This is a genomic window from Streptomyces sp. NPDC042364 (assembly GCF_056437585.1).
Genome location: NZ_JBWKAJ010000016.1, coordinates 1 through 20,797 on the forward strand (window position 1 = coordinate 1; position 20,797 = coordinate 20,797).

Consider the following 20,797-nt stretch of genomic DNA (forward strand, 5'->3'; position numbering starts at 1 on the left):
GAGCCGACAAATCCGAAACAGGACAGTCAGCGACGTCAGTCAGAGGGTGAGTCAGGCTCATCAGCAGAACCACCAGTCACATGATCACTGTCAGAGGACCTTGGAGAGGAACGACTTGGTGCGGTCGTGCTGGGGGTTGGACAGGACCTCGCGCGGGTGGCCTGATTCAACCACCACACCATCGTCCATGAAGACCAGCGAGTCACCGACTTCACGGGCGAAGCCCATCTCGTGCGTGACCACAATCATGGTCATGCCGTCCTCGGCGAGGTCGCGCATCACGTCGAGGACCTCGCCGACCAGCTCCGGATCCAGAGCCGAGGTCGGCTCGTCGAAGAGCATCAGCTTCGGTTCCATCGCCAGCGCGCGGGCGATGGCGACGCGTTGTTGCTGGCCGCCAGAGAGCTGGGCGGGGTAGTGCCCCTTGCGGTCGCCGAGACCCACCCGGTCCAGCAAGCGTTCCGCACGCTCCCGGGCGACGGCCTTGCTCTCGCGCTTGACCTGGACCGGCGCCTCCATGACGTTCTCCAGAGCCGTCATGTGAGGGAAGAGGTTGAAGCGTTGGAACACCATGCCGATGTCCCGCCGTTGCGTGGCTACCTCCTTCTCCTTGAGCTCATAGAGCTTGTCGCCCTTCTGCCGGTAGCCGACCAGGTCGCCGTCGACGTAGAGCCGACCTGCGCTGATCTTCTCAAGGTGGTTGATGCACCGAAGGAAGGTGGATTTGCCGGATCCGGACGGGCCGATGAGGCAGAACACCTCGCGCGGGTTCACCTCCAGGTCGATCCCCTTGAGGATGTGTGCCGGCCCGAAGGACTTGTGCACACTTTCGGCCTTGACCATCGGCCGGCCGGTGCCGCCCTTGCCGAGATCGGTGCCCTTGCTGAGAGCGGTCATCGAACGACCTCCGGACGGCGGAACGAAGCGAACAGGCGGACGTTCGCCTTGAGACGCTGCAACGGGGTCGGCGGCAGATTGCGCGTCGAACCGCGCGCGTAGCGGCGCTCCAGGTAGTACTGGCCGACACTGAAGATGCTCGTCAGGATCAGGTACCAGATCGAGGCCACGAAGTACATCTCGACCACAGCCAGCGAGGTGCTGGAGATGTCCTGAGCCGCCTTGATGAGTTCGGTGAACTGCACCGTGTAGACAAGCGATGACGTCTTGAGCATGTTGATGAACTCGTTGCCGCTGGGCGGCACGATCACGCGCATGGCCTGGGGGAGGACGACACGGCGCAGCGTCTGTGCCCGCGTCATGCCCAGCGCGTGCGACGCCTCAGTCTGGCCCTCGTCCACGGACTGGATGCCCGCCCGAACGATTTCGGCCATGTACGCGGCCTCATTCAGTCCGAGCCCCAGCAGTGCCGTCAGGAACGGCGTCATCACCTGGTTCATCTCGTCCTTGTAGAACCCCAGGTTGAGGACGGGGAACACAAGGGCGATGTTGTACCAGAGGAGCAACTGCACCAGGACGGGGGTGCCTCGGAAGAACCAGATGTAGAACCAGGACACGGTGCTCGTGACCGGGTTCGACGACATGCGCATCACGGCGAGGATTACGCCCAGGGTGAGGCCCAGCGCCATGGAGAGCACGGAGATGTACAGCGTGGCCCAGGCTCCGCGGAGGATGGTGTCAGCCGTGAGGTAGTCCGGGATGATGCTGTAGTTGATGTTGGCGTTGGAGAACGCGATCCCGACCAGTACCAGGATGGCGACGACCACGACCGCGGCCACCCAGCGTCCGTAATGGCGCACCGGGATGGCCTTGATCTGCTCCGGCGGCAGCGCGGCCTCCGGAGCCTTGTCGGCGATGTCAGTCACAGCGACTGCCCTTCAGTGTTGCCTGTGGTTCAGGAGCCGCCGTTGATCTTCGCCTCGGTCACGGCACCGTCGGTGACGTTCCACTTCTGGAGGATCTTCTCGTACTCGCCGTTCTCGATGATCGCCTTCATCGCCGCCTGGAGGGCATCGCGCAGCTCGGCGTTGTTCTTGCTGATGCCGATGCCGTACGGGCCCGCCTCGATCTGCTCGCCGACGACCTCGAAGTCCTTGCCGCCCCCGGATGTCTTGGCGTTGTAGGCCGCGACCGGGAAGTCATTGAGGTCGGCGACGGACGCCCCCTGCTTGAGCCGGAGGAGCGCCTCGGGGTCAGTGTCGAAGGTCTGCAGCTTGATGGCCTTCTTGCCGTCCTTGACGCACTTCTTGCTCTGTTCCTTGGCAATGCCCTCGGATGTGGTGCCCACCTGCAGCGCCACGACCTGGCCGCACAGGTCGTCCAGGGACTTGATGCCCTTGGGGTTGCCCTTCTGGACCAGGATGGAGGTGCCGGCGGTGAAGTAGTCGACGAAGTCGATCCCGTTGCCCACCTTCTTGCCGGTCTCGGAGTCGATGCCGTTCTGGCGGTCCGCCGTGTCGTTCATCGCGGACATGATCACGTTGTACCGCTTGGCCTCGAGACCCACGATGAGCTGCGCGAACTTGTTGTTCTGGAACTCGAACTTCACGCCGAGCTGCTTGCCCAGCGCCTCGGCGATGTCCGGGTCGATACCCACGGCCTTGCCGTCCTTCATGTACTCCACGGGGGGGTACGCGATGTCGGAGCCCACCTTGATGACACCCGCCTTGCGGATGTCTGCGGGAAGCTTGTCGGCGAGCGGCGCGGAGGCGGTTGCCGAGGTGCTGTCCGAGCTCGAGCTCTTGTCCGTCTGGTCACCGCAGCCGGTGAGCAGCAGGGCGCCCGCGACCGCGATCGCTCCGACCGCGGCTGTCCGGGAGCGCAGGCGGGTCGTACGACGGGTGGTGCTTGCGGTCATGGTGGGTTCCTCCGGCGGGATGGGTGGAGTTGCCTAGGTCGATGGTTGACACGCTTCTTCGAGTGTCGCGACCTCGTGTGATTACGGCATCTTGCCATTCGGGCATGTGCATTCAGATGACCCGCTATGTCAAAATCGGATAACGGGTGACCCCTGAATGGCCTACGAACCGCTGTGGACCGTGCGATCGCGCCGGATCTTGTGCGGAATTTTTCCCTTCCGGCCGGAAGATCTTCGGTGCATCTCAGGATGCGGTCGGCCACGAACCTCCGCACGTGCGGCGGTCTGGCGCCTGTCATGGATTATCCGACTTGTCCCGTCATTCGTCGACGAGTCGTGGCGCCCTCGGGAGGCTGCAAATGACCTTCGAGTTGTGACCTTCGAGGTATGAACGGGTCTGGACTCGTCGTCGGCACCGTCCGTCCGGTAAGAAGGTTCCTTACACCCCTCATCCGGGGCCCAGGGCGCGTGTGCGGCGCGCCCGTCGCGTCTGAGCCCATACGTGTCGCCGTACGTACCGGTTGACCTGGGACCTACGCGGTGCCCGCCCACTCCCGAACCGGGAGCGGTCACCCTCAAACCTTGAAGACTTAAGGGGTAAACAAAAGTGGCAGCGGAGATTGTCAATCCTCGCACCGAGAGCAGCGACGGCAGTACGGACCAGGAAGGCAACGGGGAGCCCCTCAATTCCCTCGGCGCCCCCGACCCCTTCGACCCCGCTTTCGCGCTGCACCGCGGCGGCAAGATGGCCGTGCAGAGCACGGTGCCGATCCGCGACAAGGACGACCTGTCCCTCGCTTACACGCCGGGCGTCGCGCGGGTGTGCACCGCCATCGCCGAGCGTCCCGAGCTGGTCGACGACTACACCTGGAAGTCCTCCGTCGTCGCCGTCGTGACGGACGGTACGGCGGTCCTCGGTCTCGGCGACATCGGTCCCGAGGCGTCCCTCCCGGTGATGGAGGGCAAGGCGATCCTGTTCAAGCAGTTCGGCGGTGTCGACGCGGTGCCGATCGCGCTCGCCTGCACGGACGTCGACGAGATCGTCGAGACCGTCGTCCGGCTCGCCCCGTCCTTCGGCGGCGTGAACCTGGAGGACATCTCGGCCCCCCGCTGCTTCGAGATCGAGAAGCGGCTCCAGGAGCGCCTGGACATCCCGGTCTTCCACGACGACCAGCACGGTACGGCGGTCGTGACGCTGGCGGCCCTGCGGAACGCGGCGCGGCTCAGCGGCCGGGAGATCGGTCAGCTGCGGGCGGTCATCTCCGGTGCCGGCGCGGCCGGTGTGGCCATCGCCAGGATGCTGGTCGAGGCGGGCATCGGTGACGTCGCCCTGGCCGACCGCAAGGGCGTCATCTCCGCGGGCCGCGCGGACCTCACCGACGTCAAGCGCGAGGTGGCCGGGTTCACCAACAAGGCGGGGATCACGGGCTCCCTTGAGGACGCGCTCGCCGGCGCCGACGTCTTCATCGGCGTCTCCGGCGGTACGGTCCCGGAGGAGGCGGTGGCCTCGATGGCCGAGGGCGCGTTCGTCTTCGCCATGGCCAACCCGAACCCCGAGGTGCACCCGGATGTGGCCCACAAGTACGCGGCTGTCGTCGCGACCGGCCGCTCCGACTACCCCAACCAGATCAACAACGTCCTGGCCTTCCCCGGCATCTTCGCGGGGGCGCTCCAGGTGCGGGCGTCGCGGATCACCGAGGGGATGAAGATCGCGGCGGCGGAGGCGCTGGCCGCGGTCGTCGGCGACGACCTCGCCCCCGACTACGTCATCCCGTCCCCGTTCGACGAGCGGGTCGCTCCCGCGGTGACGGCGGCGGTGGCCGCGGCCGCGCGGGCGGAGGGGGTTGCTCGCCGCTGAGGCTGAGCGCCGAGTGAGGTGCGACGGCCCTGCTCCCGCGTCGGCGGGGCGGGGCCGTTCGCTTCGGGCGCGCCTGGGGGCTCAGGGGTGCGGGTTCTTTGGCGGTGCGGGTGGTGCGTGGTTTCTCGCGCAGTTCCCCGCGCCCCTGAAGGGCCGGGCCTGGGCCCGCCCTTCGGGTGAACAACACGGGGCGCGGCCCCGGCCGCTCTTCAGGGGGCGCGGGACGGTGACACCTGCGGCTCCGCCGCGTGGGCGCGACCAGCCCCCAACGGCCCGCACACTCCCGGCGCCCTGCAGCGCGCAGCGCCCCGCGGGACGCGTGTCACAGCGTTGCCCGGTTCCATCGAGTGCGGCGTACACCTATGGTCAGGCCCATGTTCGCTGCCTACGCCGCCCGTATCGACCGTGACAACCCGCTCAACGGACTGGAGTTGGGCGATCGCCCGGCCCCGGAGTCCAGGCCCGGCTGGACGACCGTCAGGGTGAAGGCCGCCTCGCTGAACCACCATGATCTGTGGTCCCTGCGTGGCGTCGGCCTCGCCGAGGACAAGCTGCCCATGATCCTCGGCTGCGACGCCGCCGGTATCGACGAGGACGGCAACGAGGTCGTCCTGCACTCGGTGATCGGCCAGAGCGGCCACGGCGTCGGCCCCAACGAGCCCCGCTCGATCCTCACCGAGCGCTACCAGGGCACGTTCGCCGAACTGGTCACCGTCCCGACCTGGAACGTCCTCCCCAAGCCCGCGGAACTCTCCTTCGAGGAGGCCGCGTGCCTGCCCACCGCCTGGCTGACGGCCTACCGCATGCTCTTCACCAACGGCGGCGTCCGTCCGGGTGACTCCGTCCTGGTCCAGGGCGCCGGCGGCGGTGTGGCCACCGCCGCGATCGTGCTCGGCAAGGCGGCCGGTCTGCGCGTCTACGCCACCAGCCGGGACGAGGCCAAGCGCAAGCGGGCCCTGGAACTCGGCGCTGTCGAGGCGCTGGAGCCGGGCGCGCGGCTGCCGCGGCGCGTCGACGCGGTCATCGAGACCGTGGGCGCCGCGACCTGGTCCCACTCGGTGAAGTCGCTCCGCCCCGGCGGCACCCTCGTCATCTCCGGTGCCACGAGCGGCGACCGGCCCGCCCACGCCGAGCTCACCCGCATCTTCTTCCTCGAACTGAAGGTCGTCGGCTCCACCATGGGCACCAAGGACGAACTGGAGGACCTCCTCTCCTTCTGCGCCGCGACGGGTGTCCGCCCCGTCATCGACGAGGTGCTCCCCCTCGACCGCGCCCGCGAGGGCTTCGAGCGCCTGGAGGCCGGCGACCTCTTCGGCAAGATCGTGCTCACCACCCCCTGACGGTCTCGCTCCCGCTGAACGAGTGACACCACGGCCGGCCCGGTTCCCCGGGCCGGCCTTCGTCATGTCAACCAATGTTGACAGCGGCTCCCTGTCAACGTAAGTTGACGGTATGACCGAAGCTACGGATCTCGCCGAGCGGGCCGGTGACCGTGACCCTCGGATCGGGTTGCGGGCCGTCGCCGCGCTGCGCCGGCTGCTGGAGCAACTGGAGTCGGTACAGGTGCGCAGTGCGCGCAATCAGGGCTGGTCGTGGCAGGAGATCGCCACGGAACTCGGTGTGAGCAGGCAGGCCGTGCACAAGAAGTACGGGAGGCATTGATGTTCGAACGGTTCACGAAGGATGCCCGTGCCGTGGTCCTCGCCGCGGTCGACCACGCGGAACGCTCCAGCGCCGACAAGGTGACCGAGGAGCACCTTCTGCTCGCCCTGCTGGACCGCCGCGCCAGCCGTGCCTCGTTCGCCCTCGCCTCGCTGGGCCTGGCCGGCAGCCGGGGCTCCGTCGAACAGGCCCTCGCCGACGCCCGCCGCCGGGGTGGCCTCACCCGCGCCGAGGCGGACGCCCTGTCCGACCTCGGTATCGACCTCGCGCAGATCGTCTCCCGCGTCGAGGAGGCCCATGGAGCGGGTGCGTTGGAGCCGGGGCGTCGGCGGGGCGACAGTGACGGGGACCGTGATGCCGGCGGCGACGGTGACGGCAGCGAACGGTTCGGCCGAAAGGGTGGTGGGCGCGGTGGCAGGAGCGGGCGGGCTCGCCGCTCGGGCCATCGGCCCTTCACCCGCGATGCCAAGGACGTGCTCACCCGCTCCCTCCGCGTCGCCCAGTCCCACAGCGACCGCCACATCGGCGACGAGCACATGCTGCTCGCCCTCACCACCCGCCCCGGAGTCCCCGCCGAGGTCCTCGCCGACCATGGAGTGACCTACGAGTCCCTGGAGCGCGTGCTGTACGGGGTGGGGGAGGCCCGGGCGAGTTGATGCGGGGGGAGGGGCCCCCGCCGTGAGGCGCGGGCCTCTCCGTCGCCCCTTCTGCCCGTCAGCCCTTGGCCGCCCGCAGTGCCGCTCCGATGTGAGCCGCCGCCGCCGACAGGTGGCGGCGGGCGTCGCGGAGCTGGTCCTCCGTCACCCCGTGGTCGCGGGCCGCGTCGCGGATGTCGTCGCGGAAGCGGTCCAGGAGCCGGTCGAGATCGCGGGCCGGGTCGCCTGTGGGGGGCTCGTGCACCCAGGAGGGTTCATAAGCACCCGGAAAGTCCTCGGGGGTGACCGAGTAGTCCGGCCCCCAGGCACCGGCGCCGCCCGTCGCCCCGCCCCCGCGCACGTCCTCGCTCACGCCGGTCTGTGCGCCCGTGCCGGCCGCCTCCGCCTCCGTCGGCCTCCCCGGGCCGCCCGGCGCCGTGCCGGGCGCCGAGCCCGCACCCGGGCCCGTCGCACCCGCCGTACCCGAGCCGGACTCCGCACCCGGGCGTCCGAAGCCGAGGTCCTTCCCGAACTCCTTGCCGAAGTCCTTTCCGAACTCGCCGAACTCCTTGGCCAGTTCCGTCAGACCCTCGCGCACACCGGTCGGCCAGTCACCGCGGGAGAAGTGGTCCTGGACGTGATCCTGAACCCGCTTGGCGATGCGCTGGAGCTCCTCCTGGGCCTGGGTGCGGGCCCGCTCCTGTGCCTCCTTGGCCTGGCGGCGAGCCCGCTGGGCCTCCTCGCGGGCGCGGCGGCTCTCGTCCTTGGCGCGCCGGGCCTGCTCCTTCCACTCCTGTTTGACGCGGCGCATCTCCTCCTTCGCCGCGCGCCACGCCTCGTTGTCGGCGTGCTTCCCGAACTCCCCGAGCGGTTCGCTCTCCCCGGCGTCGGCCCCGGAGCCCTGGCGCGCCGCGGAGGCCGCCGCCCGCATCTCGCGGCGCAGGTCGCCCGCCGCGCCCCGTACATCGGCCCGGATCTCGGCGGCCAGCTCCGCCACCGACTCACGGATCTCCAGCTCCAGGTCGGCGAGCTCTCCACTGCGGTCGGCCAGTTCGGCGCGGCCGGCGTCCGTGATCGCGTACACCTTCCGCCCGCCCTCGGTGGTGTGGGTGACCAGGCCCTCCGCCTCCAGCTTGGCGAGGCGGGGGTAGACGGTGCCGGCGGAAGGCGCGTACAGGCCCTGGAAGCGCTCCTCCAGCAGGCGGATCACCTCGTAGCCGTGACGTGGCGCCTCGTCCAGCAGCTTCAGCAGATACAACCGCAGGCGTCCGTGGGCGAAGACGGGAGGCATGTCAGAGCACCTTCTTGTCGGTCGTGCCGGGGGCCGTGCCGTCGGCCGGGCCGTCGGACGAGGAGCCGGTGGGGCCGTCGGCTGTCGTGCGGCCCGCAGGGGCTTCGGACTGCTCGGCTGCACCGGCAGACGCATTGTCGGTCACGGTGCCGGACGGTTCGGTCGGTGGGGTGTCCGGCGCCTTGTCCGCGGCGGTCGAACCGGCGCCCGTCGGTATCTCGTCACCGGCGCCTCCGGCCCCCGTTGTGCCGCCCCCCTCGGCGGTGTCCCTGCTCTCGCCCCAGGGCTCGTCCTCGGCAGGAGGCCTGCGCAGGAGGGCGATGGAGCCGGAGATGGTCGTGGCCTTCAGCCGGCCGTTCCCCCTGCCGAGACGGCCGGTGATCTTGTGGGCGCCCCAGGGGCCGCTGACGCGGAGGTCCTCGAAGGCGTTGGAGATGGTGCCGCTGGCGGTGTTGGCCTCGATCTCGGCGTCGGCGGGGTGGGGGAGGCGGATGGCGATCTCACCGGAGACGCTGGTGAGGCCGACGTCGGCCGGGCCGCCCACGGGGTCGAGGTCGAGGATGATCGAGCCGCTCACCGAGTCGGCCTTGAGTGTCGGGCAGGACCCCTCGATGACGGTCAGGTCACCGGAGACGGAACTCAGCCGGACGTCCCCGGTGAGGGCCTGGGCCTCCACGTTCCCGGAGACCGTCGTCGCCCGGACCGGTCCCGACAGGCCGACCAGGGTCGTGTCGCCCGAGATGCCCTTCACCTCCGTGCGCCCCTCCACGCCCGAGATGACGGCGGTGGCACCGACCGCGCCCACCTCCACGCGTGTGCCCGCCGGAACGGTGAGGGAGATCAGCGCGTTGCGGCGCCGGCCCTTGCGATCGAGCCACTTCAGGAAGCCCTTCCAGGGCAGATCGTCGTACGCCACGGTCAGCGTGCCGTCCTCCTGGGTCACCGTGAGGGGCGGGCCCTCCAGGTCCGACACCTCCAGACGGGCGGAACTCTCGTCGGTGCCCACGACGTTCACCGTTCCGTTGACGACGCGCACCTGGAGTGCCGTCACCGGTTCGTCGAACGTGAGCTTCCGTGGCTCGGCGACGGACCACTCGGACATGTGCTGACCCCCTATGACAGACCGAACAGGACTACACAACGCGCCATATCGCGTCTCACGTAATTCACGATATATCGCGCTGGCCGGAAGTCAAGCCACCCGTTCTGGTGATCCCGCAGGATGAATGCAGACAAATCGCCCTAGCGTGGGGGTCATGTCGACGGAAAGCACACCGGGATCGCCGCGCCCCCGACCCGCGCCCGCCCCGGGCGCCCTGCTGCTCTGCCGCGCGGACCGTGAATCCGTCGCCCCCGTCGCCCAGCTCCTCCGGGAGCGGATGCTGCTCACCTCGGCCGGCCCGGGGTGGAGCGCGCTCGTGCCCGAGGGCAAGCCCTGGCTGCAGGGAGGGGAGCCCGTCGACCGCGTCCTCACCGGGTGGGCCACCGCGCTCGCCGTGAGCGCTCCCTGGCCGGTCCTGGCCCTGTGGTGGGACGCGGACCGCAGCGGCTGCACCCTGGCCGCCGGCTTTCGCCGCACCGTCGGCTACGTATGGCTCGCGAACGGCACCCCGGTCGGCGAGGACGAGGCGATGCGCACGATCGCGGCGCGGCTGGGCCTGGACCCCACCCTCGACGCGCAGCTCCTCTACGACCTCACCGAAGCGGATCCCTCGGCGAACGCCCGCACGCGGATGCTGGGCCTCCTCGCCGCCCTGGCCCGTGCCGGTGTCGTCCTCCCGGCGGGTCTCACACCGGGCGAACCCGCCGACCGGCTCCGTGAGGTCGCCCGGGTCCAGCCCGACGCCCAGCGCATCGAGTGGACCGGCTGGCGCGGAGCCGTGCGGATGGAACTCGACGCGCTCGAACGCGGCCGTCTCGGGCCCTGGCTGCCCTGGGCGGGCACGTCGCGGGCCCGCGGCCTCGCCACCGCGCAGCTGCTCGCGGGCCTGCCCCTCACGGCCTGGGGCCTGCGCCGCCGAAGCGGCGGCTGGACCGTCGCGGGCGCCCTCCTGGTCGCCCACGGGGCCCTCGGCCTGATGTACGACCTCACCCGCCCTCGCGACTGACCTCTGCAGGGGGCTTCGCCGACACCGGCTCCCGACGCACCTGCGACGGAGGAAGCCCGGACTCCGCCGGGCCGGGGAACCGGCTCAGGGACCTACTCGTCGTCCTCGTCGTCCAGCCGAGCCAGCCAGGTCGCCAGCCGCTCGACCGGTACCTCGAAGTCCGGGTTCAGGTCGACGAAGGTCCGCAGCTGCTCGGCGAGCCACTCGAAGGTGACCTCCTCCTCACCGCGCCGCTTCTCCAGTTCCTCGATGCCACGGTCCGTGAAGTACATGGGTCAAGGATAAGTGCGGGAAAACGGCCGGGCCGCACCCCTCGGAAGGGGTGCGGCCCGGCCGCGTACGGATGCCGTCGAGGGTGCTTACGCCTCGAACACCTCACGCACCAGCTGCTCCTGCTCCGCCTGGTGCCGCTTGGCCGACCCCACGGCGGGGGACGAGCCGTGCGGGCGGGAGATGCGGCGCAGACGCTCGCCGTGCGGGACGTCGGCGCCGACCGCCAGGTCCAGGTGGTCGATCAGGTTGAGGGCGATGAAGGGCCAAGCGCCCTGGTTCGCCGGCTCCTCCTGGGCCCACAGGTACTTCTCGGCGTTCGGGTACTTCTTGATCTCCGCCTGGACCTCGGCACCCGGCAGCGGGTAGAGGCGCTCGAGGCGGATGATCGCCGTCTCGGCGGCCGAGGGGTCCGTGGCGCCGCGCTTCTGCCGCTCGGCCTGCAGGTCGTAGTAGACCTTGCCGGCGCAGAACACGACCTTCTTGACGGTGGCCGGGTCGACCGAGTCGTCGCCGATGACCGGGCGGAACTCGCCCGTCGTGAACTCCTCCGCCTTCGACGCGGCGGCCTTCAGACGCAGCATCGACTTCGGGGTGAAGACCACCAGCGGCTTGTGGTGCGGGTTGTGCACCTGCCACCGCAGGAGGTGGAAGTAGTTCGACGGGAGGGTCGGCATGGCGACCGTCATGTTGTTCTGCGCGCAGAGCTGCAGGAACCGCTCGGGGCGGGCCGAGGAGTGGTCCGGGCCCTGGCCCTCGTAGCCGTGCGGGAGGAGCAGGACGACGCCGGAGGTCTGCGCCCACTTCTGCTCGGCGGAGGAGATGAACTCGTCCACGACCGTCTGGGCGCCGTTGACGAAGTCGCCGAACTGGGCCTCCCACATCACGAGCGCGTCGGGGCGGGCCAGCGAGTAGCCGTACTCGAAGCCCATCGCGGCGTACTCGGACAGGAGCGAGTTGTAGACGTTCAGGCGCGCCTGGTCCTCGGAGAGGTACATCAGCGGCGTGAACTCCTCGCCCGTCTCGCGGTCGATGATCACCGCGTGACGCTGGCCGAAGGTGCCGCGCTGCGAGTCCTGGCCGGCGAGGCGGACCGGGGTCCCCTCCAGCAGGAGGGAGCCGATGGCGAGGGTCTCGCCCATGCCCCAGTCGATCGTGCCGTCCTCGACCATCGACGCCCGGCGCTGGAGCTGCGGCAGCAGACGCGGGTGGGCGGTGATGCGGTCCGGGACGTTGACCTGGGACTCGGCGATGCGCTTGACGACCTCGGCCGTGACCGCGGTGTTCACCGAGACGGGGAAGCCGTCCTGCGGGTCGTGGGACGGGGCGGAGGCCGGCTGCGACGTCGCCTCGCGGACCTCGGTGAAGACCTTCTCCAGCTGGCCCTGGTAGTCCTGCAGCGCCTGCTCGGCCTCTTCCAGGGTGATGTCGCCGCGACCGATGAGGGACTCGGTGTAGAGCTTGCGCACCGAGCGCTTCTTGTCGATCAGGTCGTACATCAGCGGCTGGGTGAAGGCCGGGTTGTCGGTCTCGTTGTGACCGCGGCGGCGGTAGCAGATGAGGTCGATCACCACGTCCTTGTTGAACGCCTGGCGGAACTCGAAGGCCAGGCGTGCCACGCGGACGCAGGCCTCCGGGTCGTCGCCGTTCACGTGGAAGATCGGGGCCTCGATCATGCGGGCCACGTCCGTGGCGTACATCGAGGAGCGGGACGACTCCGGGGCGGCCGTGAAGCCGACCTGGTTGTTGATGACCACGTGGACCGTGCCGCCGGTGCGGTAGCCGCGCAGCTGCGACATGTTCAGGGTCTCGGCCACCACGCCCTGGCCCGCGAAGGCCGCGTCGCCGTGGAGGGCCACCGGCAGGACGGTGAAGTCCGTGCCGCCCTTGTTGATGATGTCCTGCTTGGCGCGGGCGACGCCCTCCAGTACCGGGTCCACGGCCTCCAGGTGCGAGGGGTTCGCGACCAGGGAGACCTTGATCTGCTCGCCGTCGAGGCCGGTGAAGGTGCCCTCGGCGCCCAGGTGGTACTTCACGTCGCCGGAGCCGTGCATCGACTTCGGGTCGAGGTTGCCCTCGAACTCGCGGAAGATCTGCGCGTACGACTTGCCGACGATGTTCGCGAGGACGTTCAGGCGGCCGCGGTGGGCCATGCCGATGACGACCTCGTCCAGGCGCGACTCGGCGGCGCTGTCGATGACCGCGTCGAGCAGCGGGATGACGGACTCGCCGCCCTCCAGGGAGAAGCGCTTCTGGCCGACGTACTTCGTCTGCAGGAAGGTCTCGAAGGCCTCTGCGGCGTTCAGGCGGCGCAGGATGCGCAGCTGCTCCTCGCGCTCCGGCTTGGTGTGCGGGCGCTCGATGCGGTCCTGGATCCACTTGCGCTGCTTCGGGTCCTGGATGTGCATGAACTCGATGCCGGTCGTACGGCAGTACGAGTCACGCAGGACGCCGAGGATGTCGCGGAGCTTCATCAGGGACTTGCCGGCGAATCCGCCGACCGCGAACTCGCGCTCCAGGTCCCACAGGGTGAGCCCGTGCTCGGTGATGTCCAGGTCGGGGTGCTTGCGCTGGCGGTACTCCAGCGGGTCGGTGTCGGCCATGACGTGGCCGCGGACCCGGTAGGAGTGGATCAGCTCGAAGACGCGGGCGGCCTTGGTGACGTCGTCGTCGTGGCTGGCGTCGATGTCCTTGAGCCAGCGGACCGGCTCGTAGGGGATGCGCAGGGCCTCGAAGATGTCGTCGTAGAAGCCGTTCTCGCCGAGCAGCAGGTTCGCGACCTGGCGGAGGAACTCGCCGGAGGCGGCGCCCTGGATCACCCGGTGGTCGTAGGTCGACGTGAGCGTCATGACCTTCGAGATGCCGAGCTTGTTCAGGGTGTCCTGGCTCGTGCCCTGGAACTCGGCCGGGTAGTCCATGGAGCCGACGCCCATGATCACGGACTGGCCGGGCATCAGACGCGGCACGGAGTGGACGGTGCCGAGGCCGCCGGGGTTGGTCAGGGAGACCGTGACGCCGGTGAAGTCGTCCATCGTCAGCTTGCCGTCGCGGGCGCGGCGGACGATGTCCTCGTAGGCCTGCCAGAACTCGAAGAAGTTCAGCGTCTCGGCCTTCTTGATCGCCGCGACGACCAGCTGGCGGTCGCCGTTGGGCTTCACCAGGTCGATGGCCAGGCCGAGGTTGACGTGCGGCGGCTTGATGAGGGTCGGCTTGCCGTCCTTCTCGCCGAAGGACCAGTTCATCGACGGCATCGCCTTGATGGCCTGCACCATCGCGTAGCCGATCAGGTGCGTGAAGGAGATCTTCCCGCCCCGGGCGCGCTTCAGATGGTTGTTGATGACGATGCGGTTGTCGAAGAGCAGCTTCACCGGGACGGCGCGCACGGACGTGGCCGTGGGCAGCTCCAGCGAGGCGTTCATGTTCTTCGCGACGGCGGCGGCGGGGCCGCGCAGCGTGATCAGCTCCGGGCCGTCGGCGGGCGCGGCGGGCGCGGCCTGCTTCGCGGGGGCGGCGGCCGGCTTGGCCGGCGCGGCGGCCGCGGGCTTCGCGGCGGCCGGGGCCGAGGCGGCGGGCTTCGGGGCGGCCTGAGCGGGCGCGGCGGGAGCCGCGGGAGCCGCCTGGGCCGGGGCGGCGGGCGCCGCGGGCGTCGTGGTCGCTGCGGCCCCCTTCGCCGCAGTACTCGCCGGAGCCGAGGCGGCGGCCGCCCCGGGCTTGTAGTCGGCGAAGAAGTCCCACCAGGCTCGGTCTACCGAGTTCGGGTCCTGGAGGTACTGCTGATAGATCTCGTCGACGAGCCACTCGTTGGGACCGAAGGCCGCGGCGGGGTTCTTACCCGCTTGGTCTGAGTCGGTCGAGATGCTCGAGTTACTGGGGGACTGTGGCGACACGGCGGCAACCGCCCTCTTCCGCTTCACAAGGTGATGGACAGCGGGAATAAAGGCTACGCCTCTGTGGCCGGGAAGGTCAGGTCGAGCCCCTTCATCGTCGCGTAAGTCACATCGGAATGCGTGTTTCGGGGCTGGAAATGGCGGGAAACAAGCGTGGTTCCGGTCCGGAACAGGTGTGGTGGGCACAGATCGGGCATGCGTCGGGCGGGGCCTGCGGCGATGAACGCGCGGCCCGCTGCGTGAACGCACCTGATCACACGTGTCCGTCGGCGCGGATCACACATGGATCTTGTGGCTCCGGTTCGAACTTTACGTCAACTTGGCACAGATGTAAGCCCTGAGAGGATGAGCGAAATCTGGCAAGCAGGAGGGGATTCGGCCACGGGAGGGTGGGTACACGGCGCTCGTGGCGCGTCTCTGGCGACGTCGGCGGGGCCGCCGCGCCGGACCCCGTGATCCCGGGGCGGCTCGGTGCGGCTCGGTGCGGGTGCGTCCGCGGCCGCGTTGTGGTTTGTCGCACGGGGAACCGCGCGAGCGACCACGACGGTGCCGCTCGCCGACCACCTCGACACCGGAACTCTTCCCTCGAACCCTGCCGCGGCGAAGTCCCGAAGAGCTCCGAGCAAAAGTGGAGCCCGGCTCGCGACGTCTGGCACGCACGCTCGCCGCGTTGCCGAAAGCCCCTGGTAGCCCCGCTACAAGGAGCTTCCGGCGCCTTGCGATCGCACGCACCAGACGCCGCGAGCTGATCGGACTCCACTCTTGTTCGGAGCTCTAAGGCTGGGGTGAGCGCGGGGCCGGTGCTCCGGGCAGGGCCACCTGGATGCGGCAGCCCTTGGGGGACTCGGCGACTCCTATGCGGCCGCCGTGGAGGTCGACGGCCCAGCGGGCGATGGCGAGGCCGAGGCCGGTGCCGCCGTCGCTGCCGGGGCCGTGAGGGCGGCTCACCGCGCCGCGGTTGAAGCGTTCGAAGACCCGGTGCCACTCGGACTCGGGTATGCCCGGGCCCTCGTCCAGCACTTCGAGGTCGAGGGACTCCGGCGTGGGTCCGCGGCGGGCCTTGACGGTGACACGGCCGTGCGGGGGGCTGTGCTTGACCGCGTTGTCGATGAGGTTGGCGACCACCTGGTGGATGCGCTCGGGATCGGCGTGCGCGGTCAGCTCCGGGGGGTGGACGTCGAGGTGCAGGTGGACGTCCTTGCGGGTGTGGCTGCCGGAGCCGGAGGCCATGCCCCCGCGGGCACTGGCGACCATCTGCGTCTCCTTGAGGACCCCGGAGAGATACGGCCACACCTCGAAACGGCGTTTGCGGAGCGGGACCACGCCGTGGTCGAGGCGGGAGAGGTCCAGCAGCGTCTCGACCAGCCGGCCCAGCCGTTCCGTCTGCTTCAGCGCCGTACGCATCGTCTCGGGGTCGGCGGTCGCTATGCCGTCCACGATGTTCTCCAGCACCGCCCGCAGGCCCGCGATGGGAGTGCGCAGCTCGTGGGAGACGTTCGCCACGAGCTCCTTGCGCTGCCGGTCCTGGGCCTCCAGCTCATCGGCCATCAGGTTGATCGTGTGGGCCAGGTCGCCCAGCTCGTCCCGGCGGTTCTCGCTGACCCGCCGGGTGTAGTCGCCCCGCGAGATGGACCGGGCGACCGCGTTCATCTCGTCCAGCGGGGCGGTGAGCGAATGCGCCACGAACTGCGTGATCAACAGTGTGGCGATCATCGAGAACACCGTGATGAAGCGCAGTTCCGTCTGGGTGTGCACCGCGATCATCGACAGACCGGTGGTGATCAGGACGGAGACGACGACGAGCGTGCCCAGTTTCGTCTTGATCGAGAAGGGGCGCAGACCGCCGAGCGGTCCCGCGACCTTCCGTGACTGCGCGTCACCGAGACTCCCCGACCGTGGGTCACCGACTCCGCTCATTTCGCCACCAGCCCCCTGTGCCTACGCAACTCCGACGCGCGCGGTGCGGGCGCGGCTCAGGGGGTCGGGGTCTCCAGGGCGTACCCGACACCGTGCACCGTGCGGATCCGCTCCGCGCCGATCTTCCGCCGCAGCGCCTTGATGTGGCTGTCCACGGTCCGCGTCCCGGACGCGTCCGCCCAGTCCCAGACCTCGGCGAGCAGCTGTTCGCGCGAGAGTACGGCACGCGGCGTGTTCGCGAGGCATACGAGCAGGTCGAACTCGGTGGGGGTGAGGTGGACGTCCTCGCTGCGCACCCGGACCCGGCGCTGCGCGTGGTCGATCTCCAGCTCACCGAGGCGCAGGATGCCCGAACGCGGGGTGGTGGCGGCCAGCGCGGCGCGCTCCACGCGGCGCAGCAGCACATGCACGCGCGCGGCCAGTTCACGCATGGAGAACGGCTTGGTCATGTAGTCGTCGGCGCCGACGCCGAGCCCGACCAGCATGTCCGTCTCGTCGTCCCGCGCGGTGAGCATCAGCACGGGGACGGGCCGTTGGGCCTGGACGCGCCTGCACACCTCCAGGCCGTCGAAGCCGGGCAGCATGATGTCGAGGATCAGCAGGTCGGGCTGCCACGCCTCCGCCGTGTCGACGGCGGCCGGGCCGTCGGACGCGGTCTGTACGACGAAACCCTCGGCGCGCAGGCGGGCCGCGATGGCGTCGACGATCGTCGGGTCGTCCTCGACCACGAGTACCCGGCGCTGAGCGCCCGGGGTCGCCGTCGTGCTGCTGTGGGAGGTGTGTGTCTGCTCCATCGCCCGCCCCTGAGTTGCTTTCCGGAATCCGTGGGGTGATCCCTTGACTACGCATGGCTGCGCATGACTGCGATTGACGCTTGAATGATCGGCGCCAGGCAAGCAGGGTACGGGCAGTCACCATGCCAGGGCTATCCAGGTCTGACCGCGAGGTGCACCACGTCCGGAACTCCTCGGGCAACCGGGATCTCTTCGGTACGCACCTGTTGGAACCCGGCATTCCCCAAGGTTTCCTCGAATTCGGGGGAAGGCTGCGCCGACCACACGGCCAGAACCCCGCCGGGGTTCAACACCCTTGCGCAGCTTGCCAATCCGGCCGGTGAGTACAGGTTTTCGTTGCTCTCGGAGACGGTCCAGTCGGGCCCGTTGTCGATGTCCAGGCAGAGCGCGTCGAACGTGGCGCAAGTCTCATTGACGTACTGGACGAGATCGGCTTCCACGATCTCCGTGCGCGGGTCCGCCAGGGCCGCGCCGGACAGTTCGGCGAGGGGGCCCGAGCGGTGCCAGTCGATGACGGCCGGTTCGCGTTCGACAACGGTGATCGCGCCCCAACTCGGGTTCGCGGCGGCGTGTGCGAGCGAGAAGCCGACGCCCAGGCCCCCGATCAGCACACTCGGCTGGAAGCGCCCGTCGAGGGCGTCGAGGGCGGCGTCGACCAGCAGGCGTTCCGAGCGCCCGTCCGAGGTGTCCATCAGGAAGCACCCGTTGGCGATGATCTGCAGCAGCTCCCCGTGCCGCCGCAGGACGACCTCGCCGTAGGGGCCCTCGCGCCGGTCGATGACTTCGGGTACGTCGATGGTGGTCATCCACCCATCCTTACGCGTCCCTTGCCCGACGGCGGCCGAATTACGACCGCTCCGCCGGGGCTTGGCGTGTTCGGAACGCCGGTCCGTCACGACGGGGCGTGCGCGGATCTCCGCATGGCGCCCGTCCGGGAAGGCGGGGTCACCGGTGTCGTTCGGCGCTGTCCGGCCGGGATGGCTCCGAAGCGGCCATGGAACGCGGAAGTTCGACCGGCAGCCGTCCTCCGCCCGCGCCCGGCCGAAGGCAACGCCGGGCAACGCGGTGTGGGGCAACGCCGCGTCGGGCCATGCTGTGTCGTCGCGTCGCGTCGCGTCGCGTCGCGCCGCGCCGTGTCGGGCCGTGTCGGGCCGCGCCGTGTCGGACGCGCCGTCGTCGGCGACGGGCGCCGCCTTCGCGCGATCCGCGGGAGCGCGGCGGGCCGCTCCAGTTCGAGGCCGGCGGGCCGGCGCGCCCTCCAGCAGCGCCAGGGCATCCCGGAGCGGCTCCTCGCCGAAGGCCGGCGCCCTCGGGTGGAAGAACGACTCGACGAAGCGGCCCGGCCGTTCCTCCTGCGGAGACCGCAGCCGCGGCCGCGGCACTGCCATGTCCGCGCGGGCGGGATCGGTGACGTCGTCACCGTACGGGGACGCCGTCCGCGCGCCCGCGTGTGAACTCGGCCGCGCCGACGGTCTCCTCGGCCCCTTCCCGGGTCGCCGTACCGCCTCGCGAAGAGCCCGAGCCCGAACGCCCTGTGCGGGAACCGGCGTGGGGAAGGAGCCGGCACCCTGCTCGGAGATCCCGGCCCGGACGCACCGGTTCCACGGATGACGTCCGGACACCGCGCGTGGCCGAACCGGTCGGCGCCCGAGCGAGGGCCGTTGCCGCTCGCCCGGCGACGGAGAGGCGTTCGACGCCCCGCGCGCGCCTGGGGGCTGTCGTCAAAATCCCGTCTGCCCCGCGACGCCTGGCACGCCGTCCGCGTCCGCCGCCGCACAGGCCGGGTGTCGCTGTCGGATTGCTGTGAATCACGGTGAAGGTGGCGCAGGTCACAGACACGGGGGTGGTGGCCTGTCGAAGGTGGAGCGAAACGGAAGGAGCGCCTCACCTTGGACCGTGTGGAGACCGGGGAAGGGCCGGCCCGGACCGACGTGACGCCGCCGTCGGGCGCGGGGCCGCTCCTGGACGGAATCCCTCGGCAGCCGGGCGCGTCGGCACCCGGAGGAGGCGGAGGGAAGGCCGGGTCTTCGGGGCTCGGTCGACAGCGGCCCGGGCCTTCGGGGTCCGGCGGCCGGAACCGCGGGGTCGGGTCCGGCCGCCGCCCGCATCCCGCCCGTGCCCACCTCCCGCGCCCCTGGCGGCTGCTCCCCACCCCTTCCGCCACGCCGTTCACCTTCTGGTACCTCACGGTGCTCGCGATCACCTCGGCGATCACCGCGTACGGGGACCCGGCCCTCGTCCGCGCCCTCCACCACGGCTTCAGCACGGACGTGGCGCATCTCGTGGGTGCCCCTGTTCCGGTGCTGATCGCGAGCGCGCTGTGGATCGCCGGCGGGGTGACGTCGGCGTACACGCCGGGCTTCGTGCTGGTGCTGACCGCCCTGGAACGCCGGATCGGCGGCCTTCGGACGGCCGGGGTCTTCCTGCTGGGGCATGTCCTCGCCACCCTCGCCACCGAGGTCCCGGTCGGCCTGTCCGTCCTGGCAGGCGGGCTGCCGGGCAGCTCCCTCCACCGCCTCGACTACGGGATCAGCTTCGGGGTGGCGGCCAGCGCGGGCGCGCTGGCGGGCCTGCTGCCGTGGTGGTCGCGCTGGCCGCTGCTGCTCGGCTTCGGCGGGATGCTCATGGACGACCTGCTCGCGTTCGCGGACCCGATGACCGACTGGGGACATCTGATCGCCCTCGGGATCGGCGTGGCCACATGGCCGGTGGTGCGGCGGTGGCGGCGGGCGGCGGGGGCCCGCGACGCGTTCGCGCCGAATCCGGTGCGTCAGGTGGACGCCGCCGTCTGAGGTGTCGCGGTCTTCACTGCCGGCCGTCGAATCCCGCGGTCGTCAGCGGGGCGACCGTCGTCCGGCCCAGGGACTCGTACAGGGCCCGCCCCTCCGGTGTTCCGCCCAGTACGCCGAGCTCCGCGCCCTGGTCGACCACGGACCGGGTCAGGGTGCGCATGACCAGCGAGCCGAGGCCCCGGCGGCGGTGCGACGGAGAGGTCTCCATCCGGTCCACGACCGCGGTCCGTCCGGTCGGGGCGATCTGCCCGCGTGCGGCCCAGGAGCCGTCCGGTGCGGCGGCCATGGCGCGGATCACGCCGCCCCGGGACCAGGTGCGCAGGCGGTAGCCCTCGGGGGCCGTGACGGCCGGGGTGTCCGGTGCCCCCAGGGGTACGGCCATCAGCCGGCCCGGCTCCGGATCGACCCACCAGCCCTCGCCCGGCCAGGGGCGACTCCCGGCGTCTCGGCGAAGACCTTGAGCCACATCCCGGACGCGGTCACGGCGTCGGCGACCTCCCGGACCGTCTCCTCCTCGACGTCGGCGTGCGTCGCCGCGAAGACGTGGCGGGTGACATGGGCGGCCGTTCCGTTGTCGGTCGTGTGGCCCCAGGGCTCCACGACCGGGGGCGCCGCTCCCCGCGAGACCACCCAGCCGTCGACCCAGGCCCGCACGATTCCGTCCACTGCCGCCCCCGCGCGTGTGTGCCGTAAGAGGTGATACTGGATTGAGGGTATTACATTCGAGGGTCCCCGGTGATCGCCCACAGCGAACACGCCGACCCTCGG

The 20,797-nt window shown here is 70.3% G+C and carries 18 protein-coding genes; 6 read left to right on the plus strand and 12 right to left on the minus strand.

The window, feature by feature from the left end; all coding sequences use genetic code 11:
- Positions 1-90: 90 nt before the first annotated feature.
- The 3 genes from AC067N_RS27435 to AC067N_RS27445 are packed head-to-tail and all read right to left on the minus strand — an operon-like array spanning position 91 to position 2,815.
- Entirely contained in the window at positions 91-897 is an 807-nt protein-coding gene (locus AC067N_RS27435) for an amino acid ABC transporter ATP-binding protein (protein WP_478681551.1), read from the minus strand.
- The gene (locus AC067N_RS27440) at positions 894-1,823 is read right to left on the minus strand and encodes an amino acid ABC transporter permease (RefSeq protein WP_478681552.1); all 930 of its coding nucleotides are present in this window, start codon (positions 1,821-1,823) and stop codon (positions 894-896) included. Before AC067N_RS27440 ends, AC067N_RS27435 begins: the two co-directional genes overlap by 4 nt.
- A gap of 29 nt (positions 1,824-1,852) precedes the next feature.
- Complete coding sequence (locus AC067N_RS27445) at positions 1,853-2,815, minus strand: ABC transporter substrate-binding protein (protein ID WP_478681553.1); 963 nt, start codon at positions 2,813-2,815, stop codon at positions 1,853-1,855.
- Between the two features lie 607 nt (positions 2,816-3,422).
- Here AC067N_RS27445 and AC067N_RS27450 point away from each other — a divergent pair.
- The 4 genes from AC067N_RS27450 to AC067N_RS27465 all read left to right on the plus strand — a co-directional run bounded on the left by AC067N_RS27450 (position 3,423) and on the right by AC067N_RS27465 (position 6,991).
- On the plus strand, positions 3,423-4,673 hold the full coding sequence (locus AC067N_RS27450) for an NAD(P)-dependent malic enzyme (protein ID WP_478681554.1): 1,251 nt from the start codon (positions 3,423-3,425) through the stop codon (positions 4,671-4,673).
- Between the two features lie 374 nt (positions 4,674-5,047).
- Positions 5,048-6,013 carry a zinc-binding dehydrogenase gene (locus AC067N_RS27455; RefSeq protein WP_478681555.1) on the plus strand — a complete coding sequence of 322 codons (966 nt, stop codon included), beginning with the start codon at positions 5,048-5,050 and terminating at the stop codon, positions 6,011-6,013.
- Positions 6,014-6,125: 112 nt separating this feature from the next.
- Positions 6,126-6,335 carry an RNA polymerase sigma factor sigma-70 region 4 domain-containing protein gene (locus tag AC067N_RS27460; RefSeq protein ID WP_055513588.1) on the plus strand — a complete coding sequence of 70 codons (210 nt, stop codon included), beginning with the start codon at positions 6,126-6,128 and terminating at the stop codon, positions 6,333-6,335.
- Complete coding sequence (locus tag AC067N_RS27465; protein WP_478681556.1) at positions 6,335-6,991, plus strand: Clp protease N-terminal domain-containing protein; 657 nt, start codon at positions 6,335-6,337, stop codon at positions 6,989-6,991. The genes AC067N_RS27460 and AC067N_RS27465 overlap by 1 nt, the downstream gene beginning before the upstream one ends.
- A gap of 58 nt (positions 6,992-7,049) precedes the next feature.
- Here the strand turns inward: AC067N_RS27465 and AC067N_RS27470 are convergent, their stop codons facing one another.
- Positions 7,050-8,261 carry a PadR family transcriptional regulator gene (locus AC067N_RS27470; RefSeq protein WP_478681557.1) on the minus strand — a complete coding sequence of 404 codons (1,212 nt, stop codon included), beginning with the start codon at positions 8,259-8,261 and terminating at the stop codon, positions 7,050-7,052.
- Between the two features lies 1 nt (position 8,262).
- Positions 8,263-9,363 (minus strand): DUF4097 family beta strand repeat-containing protein, encoded by a 1,101-nt coding sequence (locus AC067N_RS27475; protein WP_478681558.1) that lies wholly within the window; start codon positions 9,361-9,363, stop codon positions 8,263-8,265.
- A 154-nt stretch (positions 9,364-9,517) separates the two neighbouring features.
- Here AC067N_RS27475 and AC067N_RS27480 point away from each other — a divergent pair, with 154 nt between their 5' ends.
- Positions 9,518-10,369 (plus strand): hypothetical protein, encoded by an 852-nt coding sequence (locus tag AC067N_RS27480; protein WP_478681559.1) that lies wholly within the window; start codon positions 9,518-9,520, stop codon positions 10,367-10,369.
- Between the two features lie 92 nt (positions 10,370-10,461).
- Here the strand turns inward: AC067N_RS27480 and AC067N_RS27485 are convergent, their stop codons facing one another.
- The 5 genes from AC067N_RS27485 to AC067N_RS27505 form a co-directional block, all read right to left on the minus strand.
- Positions 10,462-10,641, minus strand: a complete 180-nt coding sequence (locus AC067N_RS27485) for a DUF6104 family protein (RefSeq protein ID WP_003992906.1) — start codon at positions 10,639-10,641, stop codon at positions 10,462-10,464.
- Positions 10,642-10,728: 87 nt separating this feature from the next.
- On the minus strand, positions 10,729-14,526 hold the full coding sequence (locus AC067N_RS27490; RefSeq protein WP_478681560.1) for a multifunctional oxoglutarate decarboxylase/oxoglutarate dehydrogenase thiamine pyrophosphate-binding subunit/dihydrolipoyllysine-residue succinyltransferase subunit: 3,798 nt from the start codon (positions 14,524-14,526) through the stop codon (positions 10,729-10,731).
- A gap of 774 nt (positions 14,527-15,300) precedes the next feature.
- The gene (locus tag AC067N_RS27495; protein ID WP_478681561.1) at positions 15,301-16,443 is read right to left on the minus strand and encodes a HAMP domain-containing sensor histidine kinase; all 1,143 of its coding nucleotides are present in this window, start codon (positions 16,441-16,443) and stop codon (positions 15,301-15,303) included.
- 56 nt (positions 16,444-16,499) lie between these two features.
- Positions 16,500-17,237, minus strand: coding sequence for a response regulator transcription factor (locus tag AC067N_RS27500; protein ID WP_009341146.1), 738 nt, complete (start codon positions 17,235-17,237; stop codon positions 16,500-16,502).
- A gap of 131 nt (positions 17,238-17,368) precedes the next feature.
- Complete coding sequence (locus tag AC067N_RS27505) at positions 17,369-18,043, minus strand: spermine/spermidine synthase domain-containing protein (RefSeq protein WP_478681562.1); 675 nt, start codon at positions 18,041-18,043, stop codon at positions 17,369-17,371.
- A gap of 1,083 nt (positions 18,044-19,126) precedes the next feature.
- Between AC067N_RS27505 and AC067N_RS27510 the strand changes: the two genes are divergently transcribed.
- Positions 19,127-20,029, plus strand: coding sequence for a rhomboid-like protein (locus AC067N_RS27510; RefSeq protein ID WP_478681563.1), 903 nt, complete (start codon positions 19,127-19,129; stop codon positions 20,027-20,029).
- Between the two features lie 13 nt (positions 20,030-20,042).
- On the opposite strand, the gene AC067N_RS27515 is transcribed toward AC067N_RS27510, so the two are convergent.
- Positions 20,043-20,411, minus strand: a complete 369-nt coding sequence (locus tag AC067N_RS27515) for a GNAT family N-acetyltransferase (RefSeq protein ID WP_478681564.1) — start codon at positions 20,409-20,411, stop codon at positions 20,043-20,045.
- On the minus strand, positions 20,411-20,695 hold the full coding sequence (locus tag AC067N_RS27520) for a hypothetical protein (protein WP_478681565.1): 285 nt from the start codon (positions 20,693-20,695) through the stop codon (positions 20,411-20,413). The genes AC067N_RS27515 and AC067N_RS27520 overlap by 1 nt, the downstream gene beginning before the upstream one ends.
- Between the last annotated feature and the right edge of the window lie 102 nt (positions 20,696-20,797).